Origin of the sequence: Pseudomonas sp. NFPP24 (assembly GCF_900112095.1) — a bacterium.
Taxonomy (GTDB): Bacteria; Pseudomonadota; Gammaproteobacteria; order Pseudomonadales; family Pseudomonadaceae; genus Aquipseudomonas; species Aquipseudomonas extremorientalis.
Map to the genome: position 1 here is coordinate 14,184 of NZ_FOKD01000013.1, position 21,190 is coordinate 35,373.

The 21,190-nt window shown below is 61.6% G+C and carries 16 protein-coding genes and 1 pseudogene; 9 read left to right on the forward strand and 8 right to left on the reverse strand.

The genetic code is table 11. From position 1 onward, the window contains the following. The first annotated feature begins 77 nt into the window (after window positions 1–77). Together BM026_RS23925 and BM026_RS23930 are read left to right on the forward strand one after the other, a co-directional pair. On the forward strand, window positions 78–1,346 hold the full coding sequence (locus BM026_RS23925; RefSeq protein WP_093530341.1) for a chloride channel protein: 1,269 nt from the start codon (window positions 78–80) through the stop codon (window positions 1,344–1,346). A gap of 62 nt (window positions 1,347–1,408) precedes the next feature. Further along, window positions 1,409–1,963 (forward strand): UPF0149 family protein, encoded by a 555-nt coding sequence (locus tag BM026_RS23930; RefSeq protein WP_092249115.1) that lies wholly within the window; start codon window positions 1,409–1,411, stop codon window positions 1,961–1,963. 7 nt (window positions 1,964–1,970) lie between these two features. Here the strand turns inward: BM026_RS23930 and BM026_RS23935 are convergent, their stop codons facing one another. Next, window positions 1,971–2,600 (reverse strand): lytic polysaccharide monooxygenase auxiliary activity family 9 protein, encoded by a 630-nt coding sequence (locus BM026_RS23935; protein ID WP_092249112.1) that lies wholly within the window; start codon window positions 2,598–2,600, stop codon window positions 1,971–1,973. Window positions 2,601–2,932: 332 nt separating this feature from the next. On the opposite strand from BM026_RS23935, the gene BM026_RS23940 reads away from it, so the two are divergent. Further along, a complete protein-coding gene (locus BM026_RS23940) occupies window positions 2,933–4,189 on the forward strand; it encodes a 3-phosphoshikimate 1-carboxyvinyltransferase (protein ID WP_093127724.1) in 1,257 nt (418 codons plus the stop codon). Window positions 4,190–4,221: 32 nt separating this feature from the next. Then, entirely contained in the window at window positions 4,222–4,611 is a 390-nt protein-coding gene (locus BM026_RS23945; protein ID WP_092249106.1) for a hypothetical protein, read from the forward strand. A gap of 1 nt (window position 4,612) precedes the next feature. Here the strand turns inward: BM026_RS23945 and BM026_RS23950 are convergent, their stop codons facing one another. Continuing rightward, on the reverse strand, window positions 4,613–5,212 hold the full coding sequence (locus BM026_RS23950) for an NAD(P)H-dependent oxidoreductase (RefSeq protein ID WP_093127716.1): 600 nt from the start codon (window positions 5,210–5,212) through the stop codon (window positions 4,613–4,615). 69 nt (window positions 5,213–5,281) lie between these two features. Between BM026_RS23950 and BM026_RS23955 the strand changes: the two genes are divergently transcribed. Beyond that, window positions 5,282–5,875 carry a TetR/AcrR family transcriptional regulator gene (locus BM026_RS23955; RefSeq protein WP_093127712.1) on the forward strand — a complete coding sequence of 198 codons (594 nt, stop codon included), beginning with the start codon at window positions 5,282–5,284 and terminating at the stop codon, window positions 5,873–5,875. A gap of 99 nt (window positions 5,876–5,974) precedes the next feature. On the opposite strand, the gene BM026_RS23960 is transcribed toward BM026_RS23955, so the two are convergent. After that, on the reverse strand, window positions 5,975–6,640 hold the full coding sequence (locus BM026_RS23960) for a GNAT family N-acetyltransferase (protein ID WP_071490574.1): 666 nt from the start codon (window positions 6,638–6,640) through the stop codon (window positions 5,975–5,977). 22 nt (window positions 6,641–6,662) lie between these two features. After that, window positions 6,663–6,833, reverse strand: a pseudogene (locus BM026_RS29455) (LysR family transcriptional regulator); the annotation flags it as partial. A gap of 276 nt (window positions 6,834–7,109) precedes the next feature. Between BM026_RS29455 and BM026_RS23975 the strand changes: the two are divergent. After that, on the forward strand, window positions 7,110–7,961 hold the full coding sequence (locus BM026_RS23975) for a CAP domain-containing protein (protein ID WP_092249097.1): 852 nt from the start codon (window positions 7,110–7,112) through the stop codon (window positions 7,959–7,961). Between the two features lie 152 nt (window positions 7,962–8,113). Further along, window positions 8,114–10,294, forward strand: a complete 2,181-nt coding sequence (locus BM026_RS23980; protein WP_092249095.1) for a GAF domain-containing protein — start codon at window positions 8,114–8,116, stop codon at window positions 10,292–10,294. Window positions 10,295–10,309: 15 nt separating this feature from the next. Here BM026_RS23980 and BM026_RS23985 read toward each other — a convergent pair whose 3' ends face one another. The 4 genes from BM026_RS23985 to BM026_RS24000 all read right to left on the reverse strand — a co-directional run bounded on the left by BM026_RS23985 (window position 10,310) and on the right by BM026_RS24000 (window position 19,269). After that, window positions 10,310–11,476: a GGDEF domain-containing protein gene (locus tag BM026_RS23985; protein WP_093530343.1), complete on the reverse strand. Its 1,167-nt coding sequence runs from the start codon at window positions 11,474–11,476 to the stop codon at window positions 10,310–10,312. A 51-nt stretch (window positions 11,477–11,527) separates the two neighbouring features. Next, window positions 11,528–13,765: a 1,4-alpha-glucan branching protein GlgB gene (glgB, locus tag BM026_RS23990; RefSeq protein WP_093530345.1), complete on the reverse strand. Its 2,238-nt coding sequence runs from the start codon at window positions 13,763–13,765 to the stop codon at window positions 11,528–11,530. Then, on the reverse strand, window positions 13,762–17,124 hold the full coding sequence (treS, locus tag BM026_RS23995; RefSeq protein WP_093530347.1) for a maltose alpha-D-glucosyltransferase: 3,363 nt from the start codon (window positions 17,122–17,124) through the stop codon (window positions 13,762–13,764). Before treS ends, glgB begins: the two co-directional genes overlap by 4 nt. A gap of 156 nt (window positions 17,125–17,280) precedes the next feature. Then, window positions 17,281–19,269: an alpha-1,4-glucan--maltose-1-phosphate maltosyltransferase gene (locus BM026_RS24000; RefSeq protein ID WP_092249086.1), complete on the reverse strand. Its 1,989-nt coding sequence runs from the start codon at window positions 19,267–19,269 to the stop codon at window positions 17,281–17,283. 204 nt (window positions 19,270–19,473) lie between these two features. On the opposite strand from BM026_RS24000, the gene BM026_RS29240 reads away from it, so the two are divergent. Then, a complete protein-coding gene (locus BM026_RS29240) occupies window positions 19,474–19,632 on the forward strand; it encodes a hypothetical protein (RefSeq protein ID WP_170856115.1) in 159 nt (52 codons plus the stop codon). A gap of 151 nt (window positions 19,633–19,783) precedes the next feature. Beyond that, entirely contained in the window at window positions 19,784–21,187 is a 1,404-nt protein-coding gene (locus tag BM026_RS24005) for a M10 family metallopeptidase C-terminal domain-containing protein (protein WP_175507972.1), read from the forward strand. The last annotated feature ends 3 nt before the right edge of the window (window positions 21,188–21,190 follow it).

The window sequence follows — 21,190 nt, forward strand, 5'->3', positions numbered from 1 at the left end:
CAGGCAGCACCGATACATTTGATCCCGGAGGCCCGGCTTATCGGCGATACAATCAGGGCCCTTGCCTGGAGCCGTCTATGCCGTCCACGTTGCGTTCGTCGCTGATTCTTGCCCTGGTGGTCGTGTTGACCGGCGTTGGCGCGGGCCTGGGCGGGATGCTCCTGGCCCTGCTGCTGCACGGTATTCAGCACCTGGCGTACGGTTACAGTCTCGACAGCCTGGTCAGCCACGAAACCTTTCTGTGGGGCGTGACCGCCGCCGCGCCGGAGCGCCGTTTGCGGGTGCTGGTGGTATGCGGCCTGGTTGCCGGGTTGGGCTGGTGGACACTCTATCGCTACGGCCGCCCGCTGGTGAGCATCAAGCGGGCGGTGTCGGAACAGATGCCGATCATGCCGCCCAAGACCACCCTCGCCCACGCGCTGTTGCAGATCATCACCGTGGCTCTCGGCTCGCCGCTGGGGCGTGAAGTGGCGCCCCGTGAGGTCGGTGCACTGGCCGCCACCTGGCTGTCCCGACACGCCCGGCTCGAACCGCCCATGCACCGCCTGATCGTGGCTTGCGGCGCGGGGGCCGGGCTGGCGGCGGTGTACAACGTGCCGTTGGGCGGCGCGGTGTTTGTACTGGAAGTGCTGGTGGGCGCATTCAGTTGGCCGGCGGCGCTGATTGCGCTGGCAACTTCGGCGATTGGTGCAGCAGTGGCATGGATCGGGCTGGGGGCGGAGTCGCAATACGTGGTGCCGCATTTTGTGCTGAGCCCGGTGCTGATCGCCTGGGCCGTGGTGTGTGGGCCAGTGTTTGGATTGGCCGCCTATGGTTTCACCCGCCTCACCGGCGCTGCGCGGGCGAACGCCGCCAGAGGCTGGCGCCTGCCGGTATTGGCGTTGATCAACTTCAGCGTCATCGGCGGGCTGGCAATGTTGCTGCCGCAGATTCTCGGCAACGGCAGAGGCCCGGCGCAACTGGGTTTCGACAATGAGCTGAGCATCGGCCTGGCCGCACTGTTGCTGGTGGTCAAGGTGCTGATCACCACCAGCAGCCTGCGCGCCGGGGCCGAAGGCGGCCTGCTCACCCCCGGCCTGGCGAATGGCGCGTTACTGGCGATCATCCTCGGCGGCGCCTGGAGCCTGGTGTGGCCGGGTGTGCCCCTCGGAGCGTTTGCAATCATCGGCGCGGCGGCGTTCCTCGCCGCCAGCATGAACATGCCCCTGACCGCGATTGTGCTGGTGGCGGAATTCACCCGCATCGACCATGACTTCCTGGTGCCGATCATCCTCGCAGTGGTCGGCGCGGTGTGCGTGGGCAAGCTGTGCCAACGCATGGAAACTGCTGGAAAAAAGCCTGACTAAGCGCCATCCTTCGCGCTTTAGGCCGCCCCGACAGCGGCGCTCGACGTTTAAAGGATATGCCCATGCACGCCCAACCCCTCACCGCCGCCGAATTCGAGTTCATCGAAGACACCCTGCTCAAGTACGGCGATGACCATTCGGTGCTGAACCTGGCCGAACTCGACGGCTACTTCACCGCGCTGGTGTCCAGCCCGGTGCAGGTGGACGTGGCCGAGTGGTTCCCGGCGATCTGGGGCGGCCAGAACCCGGAATGGGACAACATGGATGAAGCGCAGAGTTTCCTCGAACTGTGCGTACGCCATATCAACACCCTGGCCGGGCAACTGGCCACTGACGCCACGGGTTTCAAGGCGCGCTTCGACGATACCGAACACCAGGGCCACACCGTGACCCTCGCCGAGGAATGGTGCTTTGGCTACATCCGTGGCGCCGCCATCGGTAACTGGCCGGAATTGCCCGCCGAGCAGGCCGCGCAGTTGGAGAAGATTTCCTGGTGCGCCGAACAGGACAACTTCGAATTGCCGGCCGACCTGGATGTAGACGCCCATCAACAGCGGGTCAGCGAAATCGAACCGGCTGCGCGGGCGCTACATGATTACTGGTTGAGCAAGCGTTGACCGGACTTTATTTGAAGTCCAGGTCAAACGCCTGGTAGAACGCGTTGCCCGTGTTGGCCACGATCCACATCAGCACCACCACATGTCGGCCTTGCTTACCCTTGGGCAATGTCACCTGATGCTCGACCTTGGCTTTCAGTTCGTCGGCATGCTGGTAGTACGGCACTTGGGTGTAGAAATCCTCGAAGAACGGCTGGGTGTCCAATTGAGCGCGACTGATGCGCTGTTTCGGGTCCCAGCCATCCCTGGTGATGAACCAGCGGTAACCACGGGTAACGTGGGCGGCGGTGTACTCCCACTGCACCTTGAAGACTTGTCCGGCCTCCACATTCAGCAGTGGCCAGGTAAACGGCGTGTTGAGCTTTTTGCTCATCTCCTCATCGGTGTAGTTGATGCAATCGCGCTCGTCGGTTTTGCCGCCGCTCAAGATATGTCCATCGGCCGGCGGCGTCACACTCTGGTCGTCGGTTTGATAGGGTGCGGGGAACGGCCCGGCAGTCAGCGCCGGGAAGTTCTTGCCGCCTTCCATTTCGTTGACTTGCCAGTTGCCCAGCAGCCCGCGTTCAACAGCCACCGAGCCACGGCTGGCCGGGGTCACGACGCGGCCATGTCTGAGTTGAGTCTGGGGTTTGTTCATTTCAGTCACTCCTTGATTGAAAACGCCCCGGGGATGGGACGCGCTTTGAACTTACCCTATCGCCCCGGCTTGTCCATCGAGGCGCCGCGTATGAAAAGTTACACAACTCCTGCATTTCATTGACCGGACGCGCTTGTCCTGCCCCCTGTTGGGGCGCACGCCTACCCTGCCAAGGGCAATCCACCTACAGCGCGTCCCGATAATCGACAACCCTGCGGAAAATGCCGGCCGGCGGCGTTCCCTGCTCGACAAGTACTGTACCTATGCCCGATTATTCGAGTCCGCCCGTCGGCCACTCCGTGCCACCTTGCCTTGATCAGGAGCCCTGTCCCTTGAGTTCGCAGAAAACCGTGACCGTTACACCGCCCAATTTCCCCCTCAATGGCAAGGTCGCGCCCCCCGGCTCCAAATCCATTACCAACCGCGCCCTGTTGCTGGCGGCCTTGGCCAAGGGCACCAGCCGTCTCAGCGGCGCGCTCAAGAGCGACGACACCCGCCATATGTCGGTGGCCCTGCGCCAAATGGGCGTGACCATCGATGAGCCGGACGACACCACCTTCGTTGTCACCGGCAACGGCAAACTGCACCTGCCGTCGCAACCGCTGTTCCTCGGCAATGCCGGTACTGCCATGCGCTTTCTCACGGCTGCGGTGGCCACGGTCGAAGGCACCGTGGTGCTGACCGGCGACGACTACATGCAAAAACGCCCGATCGGCCCGTTGCTGGCGACCCTCGGCCAGAACGGCATCCAGGTCGACAGCCCGACCGGTTGCCCGCCGGTCACCGTGCATGGCGTGGGCAAGATCAAGGCCAAGCGCTTCGAGATCGACGGCGGCCTGTCCAGCCAGTACGTGTCGGCGCTGCTGATGCTCGCGGCCTGCGGCGAAGCGCCGATTGAAGTGGCGCTGACCGGCAAGGACATCGGTGCCCGTGGCTATGTCGACCTGACCCTGGACTGCATGCGCGCCTTCGGTGCCCAGGTTGAAGCCGTTGACGACACCACCTGGTGCGTGGCCCCGACCGGCTACATCGCCCACGACTACCTGATCGAACCCGACGCCTCCGCCGCCACTTACCTGTGGGCCGCTGAAGTGTTGACCGGGGGGCGCATCGACATCGGCGTGGCCGCGCAGGATTTCACCCAACCGGACGCCAAGGCCCAGGCCGTGATCGCGCAGTTCCCGCATATGCAAGCCACGGTGGTCGGCTCGCAGATGCAGGACGCCATCCCGACCCTGGCGGTGCTCGCGGCTTTCAACAACACGCCGGTGCGTTTCACCGAGTTGGCCAACCTGCGAGTCAAGGAGTGCGACCGTGTGCAGGCACTGCATGACGGCCTCAATGCAATCCGCCCGGGCCTGGCGACCATCGAAGGCGACGACTTGCTGGTAGCCAGCGACCCCGCATTGGCCGGCACCGCGTGCACCGCGCTGATCGACACCCACGCCGACCACCGCATCGCCATGTGCTTTGCCCTGGCCGGGCTGAAGGTTTCGGGTATTCGCATCCAGGACCCGGATTGCGTGGCCAAGACCTATCCCGAGTACTGGAAGGCCCTGGGCAGTCTCGGGGTGCAGCTGAGCTATTAAGGCGTCGGCGTCGGAATGGGGAGGCTCTGCACATGATCATTCGCCAACCCTGCCCACCCGGCGCCTGCGTCTGCGACCGCGAACAACTGTTGCAGACGCCGGGTGCCGACCAGCGCATCCTCCGGCTCACGCGCCAGGAAGAGAAGAAACTGCTCGACCGGCTTGAAGACCTCAAGAGCCTGCAGGACCTGGAGCGCATGCAACAGCTGATGTACCAGCAACTGGGCATCCGCGTGCATATCGCCCCTGGCCATACCGAGGTCAAGAGCATGCGCGGGATCCAGATCGTCATCGACGATTTGCCAGGGATGTGTCGCAAGACCCGCCAATCGATCCCGGCCGCGATCCGCCGAGGCATGGAAAAACGTCCGGAAATCGCCTACCGCCTGCTGGATGCCCACGACTTGTTTCGCGACGTTTGAATCAACCGGCAACCGCCTCGGTTTCAAACACTCCCCGACCAACGGCCCTGGCCTTGTCCAGATGCGCCTGCGCCCCACCGCTTTCCGACTCCAGCAACAATTCGGACGTCACCACCTGCGCGCCACAGTAATCAAAAATCCCGTAGTCGATCTGCGTGCGCATCGCCTTGGCATAGCCGTGCCGATCAAAGGCATCGTCATCCGCCGCGCCCAGGGCCAGCAGGTGGACCTGCAGGTGCCGCAGTTTTTTCACCATCGGGGTATCCGGGCCGTACTCGATGGCCCAGCCGTTGACGAATACACGGTCGATCCAGCCCTTGAGCAAGCCCGGCAGCGACCACCAATAGATCGGGAACGCCAGCACCAGCGCGTCGGCGCGGTCGAGGCGGGCCTGTTCGGCCAGTACGTCGGCCGGGGGCGTGGCGCGGCTGCGGTGTACCGCATGGTCGGCGGCGTTGTAGCGCGGGTCAAACCCTTCGGCGGCAAGGTCGGCGATCTCGAATGTGTGGCCGGATGCGCCGAGACCGACGGCCACCTGCGCGGCGACGCTGTGGGTGAGGGATTGCGGGTCGTGATGGGCAACAACAATCAACGCATGCATGACAAAACTCCCCTTCAGGGTTAGGCTGGGCTTAAGTTACGATCAGTAAGTTACTTTTGGTATATAAGCATGTCAAGCCCTGCATCCCCTGCCCCACGCCGTCGCCTGTCTCGTGAAGATCGCCTGCGCCAACTACTTGATGTGGCCTGGCAACTGGTGCGCGATGAGGGCACCGACGCCCTGACCCTTGGCCGCCTGGCGGAACTGGCGGGCGTCACCAAGCCGGTGGTTTACGACCATTTCGTCACCCGCGCCGGGTTGTTGACCGCGCTGTATGAAGACTTCGATGCGCGCCAGAACCAGGTGTTTGTCGACGCCATCGAGGCCAGCAGCGCTACGCTTGAGGATCGTGCCTGGGTGATCGCCGCGTCCTATGTGGACTGCGTGCTGTTGCAAGGTCGGGAAATTCCGGGGGTGATCGCCGCGCTCAGCAGCTCGCCGGAGCTGGAGACGCTCAAGCGCCAGTACGAGGCGATCTTTCTCGCTAAATGCCGCGATGCGCTGTCGCCCTTCGGCCGGATTTCCCAGCCGGGTCTAAGGGCAATGCTGGGGGCTGCGGAAGCGTTGTCCCAGGCAGCGGCCAGTGGTGAGATCAGCCGTGAAGAGGCGCAACAGGAGTTGCTGGCGACCATCCTGGCGATGGTCAATCGTGGGCGCGTCTAGAAAGTTTTGGGTGACGATGCAACAACCTACACGGCGGCGGCAACTGACAGCTCACATTGCCACATGGTAGTGAGCGGGCTTGCCACAAAAAAGATCCACTCAACGCCCGGCAACAAACAACTGCACCTTGCGCGCCAGTTGATCGAGGTGGCGGTCACGCTGCTTCTCCGCATCCACCATGGCGCGCTTGCCATGCTTTTGCAGCAGGTACGTATGAATCTGCCGCACCTCCAGCGAGCGGTAGATCGACGCCACATCCAGTACGCCCATCAGGCCATCGGTGCCGTAGTCCCGCGTGTTCATCAACACCTGGGTGCCGCGCGCACCACGCACTTGAAAGCCCATGCCCTCAAAGGCAGGCACCTTCTCCACCGAACAGGCCAATTCAGCATGGGGATAACGGCTCAACACGTCACGCATCATTGCGCGGGCCACACCCTGGCGCCGATAGCCGACCTGCACCGCCATGAACGCAACACCGCAGGCCTCTGGATCATCCTTCACGGGCAGGTACAGGCAAAAGCCAATCAGCTTGTCCCCGTCCATCGCCACCACCAACTCGACCGCAATGCCTTTGGCACCGTTGAGCGCTTCGAGGTACAGGTGCACTTCAAAGCCGGTGGCATATTGGTAGATGTTGTACAGCAGGTTGCTCGGCGGCAGCGCTACGCTGCTGATGTCAGTGAGGTTATCCACCACCAATTGCAGGATCTGGCTGTTGATCGGCTCGGGGCACGGTGTGGTGTAGCGGGTAAGGCTGTACATGCAAATTCCTGGGGGTTCAGCGTCAAGGCAGCGCGGATTGTACCTGTTCGGCGCATACCTCACGCAAACACCCGCGCGACCAACGGTGGGCAAGGTCGGCATCTTGCCGGGGATGCCAGAGCATCGCCACGGTAAAGCCCGGCAACGTCAGTGGCAGGGCAAAGCTGTACAGGCCTGCACGTTGACGGGTGGTGTGTTGATCGTCGGCACGTCCGTACTGGGTGCAGTGTTTGCCTGGGCCAGCCCGGACGTGACCCGCGCCCTGCCCCAATCCGTGGCCTATGGCCTGCATCCAACGTTCAGCGTGGCGCTGGGTTTGATCCTGCTGGCCGGTGTGATGGCATGGCGCCGCTTCAGCGCTTGTAACAGCCTCCAGAACACCCATTGAGGCAAAAAAACAAAAAAGGCGTTGCGCCAGACCGGGTTACATCGCGCATCATGGGCACTTTCAAGCTCAAGGGTAACGTCCATGCGCGTTCTGTCATTGATGATGGGTCTCACGACGCTGGCCGCCAGTACGGTGTTCTGCGCCAGCGCGATGGCGAATGAAGAAAGTCAGTTGGTACAACAGATCAACCAATACCGCAGCCAGGTGCAACGTTGCGGCGACCAGGGTTCCCAGGAACTGCCACCGCTGGCCAGCGACACCCGGCTGGTGCTGCCGGCCACCAATGTGGGCGACTTGCAGCAAGCGCTGGCACGCGCCGCGTACCCGATGGTCAACGTGCAGGCCATCAGCCTGTCCGGGCCCAAGGATGCCCAGGCGGCCATGAAGGCCGTGCGCGAGAGCTTCTGCCGCGTGGTGCTGGACCCGCAATTCGTCGATATCGGCGTGAGCAACAGCGGCCAGGACTGGCGCATCGTGCTCGCCCGCCCGCTGCTGACCAGTGGCCTGGGCGATTGGCAGACCGAAGGCAGGCAACTGCTCAACCTGATCAACGCCGCGCGATCGCAGCCAAGGCAATGCGGCCCCCAGGCGTTTACCGCCACCACGCCCTTGTCGTGGAATGACGACCTGGCCGGCGCCGCCAACAGTCACACGCGAAACATGGCCAACGGCAATTTCTTCGACCACCTCGACCACGACGGCCGTACCCCCGGCGACCGTGCGGAACTGGCCGGGTATATCGCGAAGAACATCGGCGAAAACATCGCCGCCGGCCTGGACACGCCGCGCAAGGTGGTCGACGGCTGGCTCGCCAGCCCGGGCCATTGCGCCAACCTGATGAACCCGCAGTTCCGCGAGCTGGGCGCGGCCTATGCGATGGACCCGAAGAGTGACGCGGGGATTTATTGGACGGCGGTTTTCGGCGCGCAATAAGCCGGTTTGCAGATCGCCACGAATGTACAGTGCATCAAATTGCTATCACCGCGATAATCCCGCTGAACTGCCAGCGGGGTTTCCGGTCTGTTGCTTGTCAGGCCCTCCCTTCAAGGCGTTACGCAGATCGCGGCAAACAAGGTGTTCTTGCAATGATGAATTGGCTGCAGAGTAGCAGCGACATGGCTGAGCGGGTTCGCCAGCATGATTGGGCGAATACGCCCCTGGGTCCGCTGGAACAGTGGCCGGATGTGCTCAAGACCACGGCCGCACTGTGCTTCGCCTCAAGCTTTCCCCAGGCCATCATCTGGGGACCGCAGTTGATCACGCTCTACAACGATGCGTTTATTCCGATCCTGGGCGATAAACCTGACGCATTGGGCCGCCCTTTCAGCGAAATCTGGCACGAAGTCTGGGACCAGATCAGCCCGATCGCCGACGCGGCATTCGAGGGGCACGCGACCTACATCGAGAATTTCCCCCTGGTCATTGAGCGTGGTGCGGGGCCGGAGCAGGCCTACTTCACGTTCTGCTACAGCCCGATCCGCGACCCCGATGGCAAGATCGTCGGCATGCTCGACACGGTCACCGAAACCACCACCACCGTATTTCTCACCCAGCGCCTGGCGGCCCTGGACACCATCGGCAATGCGGTCGCCACCGCCACCGATGCCGAACACATCATGGCCACCACCACGCGCCTGCTGGCGCAGCACATGCAGGTGTCCAACTGCGCGTATGCCGACATGGATGCCGACGAAGACGGCTTTACCATTCGCGGCAACTGGGCAGCGCCCGGCTCGCCGAGCATCGTGGGTCACTACAGCCTGGCCTCGTTCGGCGCAATGGCAGTGCAGCGCCTGCGCGCCGGCGAACCGTTGGTGGTGCAGGACAATCGCATCGAGTTCGCCCCCGAGGACGCCGCGAGCTATCAGGCACTGGGCGCGTTGGCCACTGTGTGTTTCCCATTGATCAAGCACGGCCGCCTCACCGCCTTGATGGCCGTGCATGACAAAAAGGCCCGGGTCTGGTCGCCCTATGACCTGGCGCTGGTAGGAGAAGTCACCGAGCGCTCCTGGGCCCATATCGAGCGCGTACGCGCCGACGCCGCCGTACGCGAAGGCCTGGCAGCCTTCACCGAGCTGAACGCCTCGCTGGAACAACGGGTACAGGAACGCACCGCTGCCCTCACCCAGGCCGAGGCCGCACTGCGCCAGTCACAGAAACTCGAAGCCATCGGCCAATTGACCGGCGGCGTGGCCCACGACTTCAACAACCTGCTGACCATCATTCGCTCCTCGGTGGACTTCCTGCGTCAGCCGGGGTTGTCCGAAGAACGGCGCCAACGCTACATGGGCGCGGTGTCCGATACCGTAGAGCGGGCCAGCAAACTCACCAGTCAACTGCTCGCCTTCGCCCGCCGCCAACCGCTGAACCCGGAAGTCTTCGATGCGGGCCAACGGGTCAAGAACATCGGCGAGATGCTCGAAAGCGTCACCGGCGCACGCATCCACGTGCAAGTAGAACTGCCTGATGCCCCTTGCCATGTGCGCGTCGACTCCAGCCAGTTCGAAACTGCGCTGATCAATATCGCACTCAATGCCCGGGATGCCATGGACGGCCAGGGCACGCTGGTCCTGCGTGTCGCCACGGTGGATGCAATGCCGCGTATTCGCGGCGACGCAGCGGTGCACGAAGGGTTTGTGAGCGTTTCCCTGACCGACACCGGCAGCGGTATTGCGGGAGACACCTTCGAGCACATTTTCGAGCCGTTTTTCACCACCAAGGCCGTGGGCAAAGGCACTGGCCTGGGCTTGTCCCAGGTATTCGGGTTTGCCAAGCAGTCCGGCGGCAACGTCGATGTGTCCAGCCGCGTGGGCCAGGGCACGGTGTTTACCTTGTATCTGCCGGAAGTGGCCCCACCCGCGATGCCTCTCGCGCAGCGCCCAGAGGAGCTTGCACCGGTCCACACTGCGACGCCGCGCCATATCCTCATCGTAGAGGACAATCTGGAAGTGGGTCGCTTCGCCAACCAGATCCTCCAGGACCTGGGCTACCGCACCACCTGGGCCACCGATGCCGAACAGGCGCTCGCCCTGGCCGGTGCCGATGCCATGGGGTTCGATGGGGTGTTCTCGGATGTGGTGATGCCCGGCATGACCGGTGTGGCCATGGCCAAGGTGCTGCGCCAGCGACGCCCGGACTTGCCGGTGGTGCTCACCTCCGGCTACAGCGAAGAGCTGGCCGACAGTGGCTACGAAGGGTTCGAGTTCCTCGCCAAACCCTACTCCGCAGACCAGGTGGCCCGGGCATTGGCCAAGGCGATGCCCTAGCCGAGACCTGAAACCTTACTCTGCCACGGCCACTTGATTACGACCCAGGGCTTTCGCCCGGTACAGCGCCTTGTCGGCCGTATTCATCAGGCCGTGCAGGTCTTGATCCTGGGCATGGGTGGAGGCAACACCGAGGCTGGCGGTCAAGCCATGCACCGGCGCGGAAGACAGGCCGGAGATCGCCTTGATCAACTGCTCGGCGATAGCCCGTGCGGTTTCCAGCGAAGTGTTGGGCAGCAACACCGCGAACTCTTCACCCCCCAGGCGCCCGTATACATCGGCCTGGCGGAACGAAGCGCTGATCACTCCGCCAATCTGGCGCAACACCTGGTCACCGGCCTGGTGGCCGTAGGTGTCGTTGATTTCCTTGAAGTGGTCCATGTCCATCATCAGCGCACACAGCGGCTGACGATTGTGCCGGCATTGTTCATACAACACCTGGGCATGCTCGAAGAAGGCGCGGCGATTCATCAGGCCGGTGAGTTCATCGGTCTGGGCGGCGCGGGTGGAGATGTTGTGGGCACGTTCCATTTGCCGGGTCAGGCGAAAGGCCTTTTCCAGGGCATCGGACAGCTTGCGCGTGGCACTCACCACAAAGGTGGAAAACACCAATACCGCGATGGCCACGCCGATTTGCATCGGCGAAGGCTGGAACAGCAGCCAGAGGGTGCACGGGAACAAAACCAGGCCCATGGACCCCAGCGTCATATAGCGGTACGCCGAATAGCAAGACACTGCACTCACCGACATACCCACGGTAAACAGCATCACCAGGGCCTGGGACAGTCGGTCATCGGTGGGCATCACCGCCAGCGCGCCGAAGCCCCAGATGCCGGCCGACAGCATCAGCGTGATCCAGTAGCGGCGCTCCCAGCGATCCGGGGTGCGCTCGGCGTTGGGGCAGCGAAACCACTCCCTGAACATCTTGAGCCGCAGTAACGTCGAGGCTGCCAACATGACTAACCAAACCACGATGATCTGGTGGTCGAACCGGTCCCAGCAGAGCCAGCAGAGCATCATGGCGCCCAGGTAGCTGCCGAAGATGGCGGCAAACGACTGTCGGAACAGCTGGTGCAAACGATCAGTACGCACCTGCTCTTCTATAAAGCAATCCTGGTCCTGCCCACGCCCAAGGCCATTCATGAGATTCGCCTGATTCGACTGCCACGACAAAGGCGCCATTGTGGCACCCTGCCAGTAGCGTGGACAACAGAATCCAGCACGGTAGAGCCTTTAAAGCGGTTCCGGACGCAGAATCAGCACACCCAGGGGCGGCAAATTCAAAGACAGTGACACCGCTTGCCCATGACGGGGCTCTTCCTGGGTAAATACCTCGCCCCCGTTACCGTAATTGGAACCTGCGTACATATCGGCGTCACTGTTGATCACTTCGCTCCAGCGTCCAGCAAAAGGAACACCGACGGCATAACCCTCACGCGGCACCGGGGTGAAATTGGCCACCACCAGCACCGGCTTACCGTCCTTGCTCCAGCGCAGCCAGGCATAGACGCTGTTGATCGCGTCATCGCCGATCAGCCACTGGAAGCCCTGGGGCGCATCGTCCTGTTCATGCAACGCCGGCTCTTCGCGGTACAGACGGTTCAAGTCGCCCACCAGCTTTTGCACGCCTTTGTGTTCGGCATACTGCAGCAAGTACCAGTCCAATTGCTGATCGTGGTTCCACTCGCGCCATTGGCCGAACTCGCAGCCCATGAACAGCAGTTTCTTGCCAGGGTGCATCCACATGAACGCGAGATAGGCACGCAGGTTGGCGAATTTCTGCCAGCGGTCTCCTGGCATCTTGTCGATCAGCGAGTGCTTGCCGTGTACCACCTCATCGTGGGAGATCGGCAGGATGAACCGCTCGGACCAGGCATACACCAGGCCGAAACTCAGCTCGTTGTGATGGTGGGCACGGTACACCGGGTCCTGCTGGATGTAATGCAGGGAGTCGTGCATCCAGCCCATGTTCCATTTGTAGTTGAAGCCCAGCCCGCCCTGTTGGGTCGGCTGGCTCACACCCGGCCAGGCGGTGGACTCCTCGGCAATCACCAGCGCACCCGGCGCTTCCTGGGCCACCACGTCGTTCAGATGGCGCAGGAAGTCGATAGCTTCAAGGTTCTCGCGGCCGCCATGGCGGTTCGGCACCCACTCGCCGGCCTTGCGCGAATAGTCGCGGTAGAGCATGGACGCCACGGCATCCACGCGCAGCCCGTCGATGTGGAAATGCTTGAGCCAGTGCAGCGCCGAAGCCAGCATGAAGCCGTGCACCTCGGTGCGGCCCAGGTTGTAGATCAGCGTGTCCCAATCCTGGTGGAAGCCTTCCAGCGGGTTGGCATATTCGTACAGCGCGGTGCCGTCGAATTGCGCGAGGCCGTGGGTATCGGTGGGAAAATGCGCCGGCACCCAGTCAAGGATCACGCCGATATCGGCCTGGTGCAGCGCATCGACGAAGTAGGCGAAATCCTGCGGAGAGCCGAACCGCGCCGTCGGCGCAAATTGCGACAGCGCCTGGTAGCCCCAGGAGCCGCCGAACGGGTGCTCCATGATCGGCATCAGCTCGACGTGGGTGAAGCCCAATTGCTGCACGTAGGGAATCAGGCGCTCCGCCAGTTCACGCCAGTTATATTGGCGGGCCACTTCGCCTGCCTCGTCCAACTCGCACTGCCAGGAGCCGACGTGCAGCTCATAGATCGACAGCGGTGCCGTGGTCTTTTGCTTGTCGACCCGCGATTGCATCCAGGCCTGGTCCTGCCAGTCCACTTGCAACGGTTCGGCCACCTTGGAGGCTGTGTCGGGCGGCAACTGGGTGGCCAGCGCCACCGGATCGGCCTTGAGCGGCAGGATCCCATGGGCACCTAGAATCTCGTACTTGTAGGCCGCCCCCGGTTGCAGGCGAGGGATAAAGATCTCCCACACCCCGGAAGGATGGCGCAAGCGCATCGGATGGCGACGACCGTCCCAGATATTGAAGTCGCCCACCACCGACACCCGCCGCGCATTCGGTGCCCACACGGCAAAGCGCACGCCCGCCACGCCGTCGACGCTGGTCACCTGGGCGCCCAGGCAATTGCCGAGGTCGCGGTGATTGCCTTCGGCAAACAGGTAAAGGTCCATTTCACCCAGCAGCAGTTGCTGGAAGCTGTACGGGTCTTCGGTGATCTGTTCGCCACCGGCCCACTGGATTTTCAACAGGTACGGCTGACGGGTCTTGAACTGGCCGACAAACAGGCCCGGCACCTGGCTCGCGTCCAGGCTGCCCAGCTGCTCGCCGCCATCACGTGCCAGCACTTGCACACTCAAGGCCTCGGGCAGGAATGCGCGGATAAACTGGCCGCCGTGTTCATCATCGTGCGGCCCCAGCACCGAGAACGGGTCGTGGTGTTCGGCGCGGACCAGCGCTTCGACGTCCCTGGACGCCGGCAATGCAGTCAGTTTCGGTTGCAGCGGTTCTTTATGTGTAAAACTCATGACGTCTCCCCACCGCGTACAGTGTTCGATATAGGTGCTTCCTTTATAGAAGCAATCCCGCTCAGTAAACCGTGCAACCCTTGCAGGGGCACCGGCAACCAGGTCGGGCGGTTTTCCGCTTCGTAGGCCACTTCGTACGCGGCCTTCTCCAGGCTGAACAACGTCAGCGCGGCGTCCTGGCCTCTGGCATCCTGCCAGTCATGCGCCAGTGTAGCCGTCGCTGCCTGATAAGCCCGGATAAAGGCCTGCCGTGCTTCCTTGAGGTAACGTTCCGTTACGCGTCTGCGCGCCTGGTCCGCCTCGGGCGAGTGATCCACCCCTTGAACATTCAGGGCCATCGCCGCCGCATAGTCGAATGAGCGCAATACGCCGCTCACATCTTTATAGGGGCTGTGCTTGCCACGTCGCTCATGCAATGGCCGCGCCGGCTCCCCTTCGAAGTCGATCAGGTAAGCATCGCCCTTCACCACCAGCACTTGACCCAGGTGCAAGTCACCATGCACGCGAATGCGCAACCCGCCCGCCGTGGCTTTCGCCAAAGCCTGCACATGGCTGGCGATGGCTTTTTTCTGCGCCAGCAAATCACTGACCAGCGCTTGATCCGCCGGGTTCAACTGGCTTTGATGAAGTTTGAGCAAGTGCAGCGCACGCTCCAGTTGTGCGCCGACGTCCTTGGCCCAGGCCTGGGTGTCCTTGGCCGTGGTGATTTCGGGTTTAAAGGCCTTGTCGGTGGTATTTGCACCGAGCACCAGGTGCATTTCGCCCAGGCGCTGGCCGAGCAGCCCGGCAAAATCCGCCAGCTCGCCCAGGGCGTTGTAGTGTTGTTCCTGCTCGGAAATGGCCTCGGCCAGTTCGTCGCGGATCGCCCGCTCCAGGTTGTTCTGGGTCCAGCTCCAGGCATCGCCCTGGTTGCTCAGGTAGCCCTGGGCAATCATCAGCAGGTTGTCCTGGCCCTCGGCGTCGTGGCGCACCATCGACCCCAGCAGTGGCGAAATATTGGGGTAGCCCGCGGCCGTCAGATAGGCACTCATCTCCAGTTCCGGGTGCACGCCGGAGGCGACTTTGCGGATCAGCTTGAGCACCAGGCTCTCACCGACCACCACCGAGCTGTTAGATTGCTCGGCCGACAAGTAACGCACCTCGGACTCATCCGTCAGTTGCAACCTGTCCAAGTGCGGTGTGGCCGCAAAGCGCAGCTCACCGTCACTGGTCTCCAGCACGGTGCCCGCCTGCAAGCCCTGGATCACCGCACGAATAAAGTGTTCAAGGCTGAAGGCATCGGTCACCAACCCGACCTGGCGCACCCGACGTACACGGGCCAGCGCCAATTGTTGGGGCAAGGCGCTGGTGAACTGGTCTTCACCGAGGAATCCGAACGGTAACTGGTAGCGGCTGACCTGGCCTGCGGCCGTCACTTCGACCTCGCTGAGCAACACCGGATGCTGCGGATCGCCAAAACGCGCACCGTAGGCAATGCGCACGCTGTCGATGGCCGTGTCCTTGCCAGCAAACCAGCGGCGCTTGGGCAACCACGCCGGCAGAGCGGTCTGTTCCAGGGACGCTTGGCAAGGTTCTTCAAGCAGTTCTTCCATGCGTTTTTTCAATACCAGTGTGGTGAAGTCGGGCATGCTCTGGGCCGGTTCCACATGCCAGCTGGGCATCTGGTTTTCCGGCGCCAGCACAAACCAATAGAAGCCGTAGGGCGCCAGGGTCAGCAGGAAATTCAGCTGGCCGATGGGCGGGAAGGCATTACCGCCGAGCATTTCCACCGGCACCATGCCGGCAAACGCCGACAGGTCCAGCTCTGCCGCCTGGGCACTGCGCGACACGTTGGCCACGCACAAAATGATCTCGTTGCGCCCGTCCTCCCCGGTGAATTCGCGGGTATAGGCCAGGATCCGCCGGTTGCTCGGCGAGAGCATTTTCAGGCTGCCCCGGCCAAAGGCCTTGGACTGCTTGCGCACCGCCAACATGCGCCGGGTCCAGTTCAGCAGCGAATGCGGGTCCTGGGCCTGGGTCTCCACATTGACCGACTGATAGCCATATTGCGGGTCCATGATCGGCGGCAGTACCAGGCTGGCCGGGTCGGCGCGGGAGAAACCGCCGTTGCGGTCGATGGACCACTGCATCGGCGTGCGCACACCATCGCGGTCACCCAGGTAGATGTTATCGCCCATGCCGATTTCATCGCCGTAGTACAAGGTCGGCGTGCCCGGCATCGACAGCAACAGACTGTTGAGCAACTCGACACGGCGGCGATCGCGCTCCATCAACGGTGCCAGGCGCCGGCGAATGCCCAGGTTGATCCGCGCACGCCGGTCGGCGGCGTAGTAGTTCCACAGGTAGTCGCGCTCTTTGTCGGTGACCATTTCCAGGGTCAGCTCATCATGGTTGCGCAGGAAGATCGCCCACTGGCAATTGGCGGGAATTTCCGGAGTCTGGCGCAGGATATCGGTGATCGGGAAGCGATCTTCCTGGGCCAGGGCCATGTACATGCGCGGCATCAACGGAAAATGGAAGGCCATGTGGCATTCGTCGCCGTCGTCGCCCTTTTTGTCACCGAAGTAGAGTTGCGTGTCTTCCGGCCACTGGTTGGCTTCGGCCAGCAGCATGCGGTCGGGGTAATGGGCGTCGATTTCGGCACGAATCTGCTTGAGCACGTCGTGAGTCTCAGGCAGGTTTTCGTTGTTGGTCCCATCGCGTTCGATCAAATAGGGGATCGCGTCCAGGCGCAGGCCGTCGATGCCCATGTCCAGCCAGTAACGCATCACCGACAGCACGGCTTTCATGACCTGCGGGTTGTCGAAGTTGAGGTCGGGCTGGTGCGAGTAGAAACGGTGCCAGAAGTATTGGCCGGCGACCGGGTCCCACGTCCAGTTGGATTTTTCGGTGTCGAGGAAGATGATGCGCGTGCCGTCGTATTTCTGGTCGTCATCCGACCACACGTAGAAGTCCCGCGCCGCCGAACCGGGCTTGGCCTTGCGTGCGCGCTGGAACCAGGGGTGCTGGTCGGAGGTGTGGTTGATCACCAGCTCGGTGATCACCCGCAGACCGCGCTTGTGCGCCTCGGCGATAAAGCGCTTGGCGTCGGCCATGGTGCCGTAGTCACTGTGTACGCCTCGGTATTCTGCGATGTCGTAGCCATCGTCGCGGCGTGGCGACGGGTAGAACGGCAGCAGCCAGATAGTGTTGACGCCGAGGTCGGCGATGTAATCGAGCTTGGCGATCAGGCCGGGAAAGTCGCCGATACCGTCATTGTTTGAGTCGAAATAGGATTTGACGTGAACCTGGTAGATCACCGCGTCCTTGTACCAGAGCGGGTCTTTGATGAAGGTGGCAGCGTTGGGTTTCTTCGCCATTGGAAGCTCCTGAAATACTTGAACCACTCGGTCAATGTGGGAGAGGCGGTGCGACGATTCGACCTGCACCCGATGAGGGTGTGTCAGTTGATGAAGCGGTGGCTGACACACTGCTATCGGGGGCTAGCCCCCTCCCACATTTGTCTCGCGCAGGGTTTAAGAGGTGGTGATACGCCAGATCCCGAACGGCATCTGCGGCTCCAGCCGTGTCCACTGGTGCTTGCCATACCAGGTCCAGCGGTGGCCATTCATCAAGTCTTCGCCCTGGGTCTGGGCATCGTCCGGCAACCCCAACTCCCACAGCGGCAACTCGAAATTGGCCTCCTGGGCGTTGTAAGGGTCGAGGTTGACCGCCACCAGAATGAAGTTGCTGCCATCCTCGCTGCGCTTGCCGAAATACAGGATGTTGTCGTTCCAGGCGTTGTAGAGCTTCAGCCCCAAATGCGTTTGCAGTGCCGGGTTCTGCCGACGAATGCGGTTGAGCTGGGCGATCTCGGCGATGATGTTGCCGGGGGCGGTGAAATCCCGAGGGCGGATTTCGTATTTCTCCGAATCCAGGTATTCCTCTTTGCCGGGCACCGGGGCCGCTTCACACAACTCGAAACCCGAATACATGCCCCACAGGCCCGAGCCCATGGTTGCCAGCGCGGCGCGGATCAAAAAGCCCGGGCGTCCTGACTCATGCAGGAAGCCAGGGTTGATGTCCGGCGTGTTGACGAAGAAATTCGGCCGATAGCACTCACGCCATGGCGATTCATTCAACTGCGTAAGGTATTCGCTCAATTCGGCCTTGGTATTGCGCCAGGTGAAGTAGGTGTAGCTCTGGGAGTAGCCGACCTTGCCCAGGCGCGCCATCATCGCCGGCGTGGTGAACGCCTCGGCGAGGAAGATCACCTCCGGGTACCTGGACCGTACGTCGCTGATCAACCATTGCCAGAACGGCAGCGGCTTGGTGTGGGGGTTGTCGACGCGAAAAGTCTTCACACCCTCTTCCACCCAGCCCACCACGATATCGCGCAGCTCGGTCCACAGGCCTGGGATGGCATCCGCCGCATAGAAGTCGACGTTGACGATGTCCTGATACTTTTTCGGCGGGTTTTCCGCGTACTTGATCGTGCCGTCCGGGCGCCAGTTGAACCAGCCCGGATGCTCTTTGAGCCATGGGTGGTCCTGGGAACACTGGATGGCGAAGTCCAGGGCGATTTCCAGGCCGTGTTCGGCGGCGGCCTGGACCAGGCGGCGGAAGTCGTCGCGGCTGCCCAGTTGCGGGTGGATGGCTTCGTGGCCGCCCTCTTCGCTGCCGATTGCATACGGGCTGCCCGGATCATCGGGACCGGCGGTCAGCGAGTTGTTCTTGCCTTTGCGGTGGCTGCGCCCGATGGGGTGGATAGGCGGGAAATACAGCACGTCGAAGCCCATGTCATGGATCATCGACAGGCGCGAATGCACGTCATTGAACGTGCCGTGCCGTGCGGGATCGTCAGTGATCGAGCGCGGGAACAGCTCGTACCAACTGGCGAACAGTGCCGCCTCACGTTCCACATCGATCGGGTAAACCGTGCTGATGCTCAGGTAGGCACGGTGATCAGCCTGTGTCATCAAATGTGCACTGTCTTCGTGCAGGAACTGCGCAACCTGCTCGGTTTCCAGCAGGCCGGAGAGCTCATGATGCAGCAGCATCAGGCGGTCGCGAAGTTCATTGTCACTGCGTTCGGCGGCCTGCAGCACCAGGCTGCGGCCTTCCTGCAACTCCAGGCTGACCGGCACGCCGGCCTCGTGCTTCTTGCGCAGCTCGTAACAGAAGCTGGCGAAGGTATCGATCCAGGCTTCGATGCAGTATTCGTGGGGGCCTTGCTGGGTCACGGTAAAGGCGCCTTCCCAGCCGTTGTTGCCCACGTCGGTCATGACCACGCTGTGCCAGCTTTCGTCCTGCAGCGGGCGCCAGCGGATCAGCACGGCGAGCTTGTCATGGCCGTCGGCAAACACTTTGCTGGTGACGTTGACCCGCTGGCCGACCACGGCTTTGACGGCAAATTCGCCGCCGTCGATCACGGGGGTGGTGCTTTCGATCGCGATCCGGGGCAGCAACAGCGCCTGGGACAGCGGCAATATGGAGGTGTCTGGAACCTGTGTTTCAGCAGTCATCGAGCATCTTCCCCTTACGCCCTGTGGACGCTCTTTGCTTGATCCGAAATTGCGATACGGCTGAGCTCTCCCTGAGCAGCGCCGTATAGGTCCGAGCCTGCACGCTGGTTAAAAGTTCAGGTGGATGTGCTGCCATTGGGCGGGGAATCAATTCGCCCTGGCAGCTGTCCACCGATAGAGCAAAGCACAAAGGAGGCCACACCGATGAATATCCCGATCCCGGCTGAAACCCCGGACCCGAATATCGACAACCCCACCCTGCCACCCACCGAACCGGAACCGATTCCGGAAAAGGAACCGCCGGAGCATCAGCCACCGCCCGTCGAGGAACCCCCCACGACAATGCCACCGGTGATCGTGTAATCAAGCATGTGCAGTGCGCAAATGCACTGCACAGCCACATCGCCCTACAGAAATGTCGGTAAACATCTCTCACGACTTTCGGAAAGTGCTTAGTACGCAGCCTATTCAACGCGAGCAAACTCTGGGCTCACGATTTTGAATAGGAACCCCCATGCCGATCAGCGCCATTTCCCCCCACGGTAGTGCCACCTACCAACAGGTCGACGACTTCAAGCACCGCGATGACCGCGGTGGGCATATTGAAAAAAATGGCCTGAAGTCAAAAACCTCGCAGGAAGCTATCCCGCGCTTGATAAGTCCGCATTTAGGTTGGCGTGACAAGAACGGTGATGGTGTCACGGTTGTCACCTACTCGTTCATACCCGGCTCCGATAAACCTAAAAAAGAGTACGGCCGCTACCAGGGCGTGAATGATGTGTCCGAAGCAAATAAGGCTAAAACCCGCGACGCACTCAACCAGTGGGCAGATGTGACGAACGTCAAGTTTGTCGAAGGACCAAGAAATGAGCAAAGCGAAGGCCATATCGAGTTCGGAAACTTTAAGACCATGCGCAACCCGAGAGGTGAACACGCGCCCTTCAACCCCCACGCCATTCAGCCGAAAAAAGAAAAGCAAAGCGCACAGGTCTGGACCACAGAAAAGGAAAGTTCAGGCCCGGGCGGCATGACGACGTTGGTGCATGAAGCCGGCCACACGCTTGGCTTGACCCACCCGGGACGCAACTACGGAAAAAAATATGAACAGAACAAACTTGGCTATTTGGAGGACTCCCGTAAACACACCATCATGAGCAAATATGAACATGGAAGCCCTACACCTATGCCCTTGATGGATGACATCACCGCGATTCAAAGCCGATACGGCGCTAACCATCAAACGCGCAAGGGAGACACTGTCTACGGCTTCAACTCGAACGCCGACCGTGACGTCCTGAAGCTCAAGTCCGACAAGGATGAACTCAGGGGTACCATCTGGGATGGCGGCGGCAACGACACGCTGGATCTTTCCGGTTACAAAAAGGACCAGAAGATCAGCCTGATGCCGGGCACCTTCACCAATGCCAATGGCCGTGACAGGAACCTTTCTATCGCCAATGGCGTCATCATCGAAAACGCCAAAGGCGGCAAGGGCAATGATTTGATCGTGGGTAACGACGCCAATAACATCCTGGAAGGCGGTGACGGTAACGACGTTATTCATGGCGGCAGAGGCTGGGACAAACTGTGGGGCGGGAAAGGCGCGGATACCTTTGTCTACGGCAGTCCGACTGATTCGAGCATGTTCAACGGCGTCGATACCATCATGGATTTCGAAAGCGGCAAGGACAAGATTGATGTGTCGGGTATACGCACAGTAACCGGTGGTAAACCTGTACGCTGGAAGGAGTCCGTCCTCGAGCTGGGGACGGGAGGCGGTCTGGAAGAAGGCGAAGGCGCCATTTACTATGACCCAAAAGCTAACGTCAGCACGCTGATGATTTTTTACAAGTTTGGACAACCGTCGCTTGAAGTGGAAGTACGAGGCCAATTGAAACCAAGCGATGTAGTGCTATGAGGC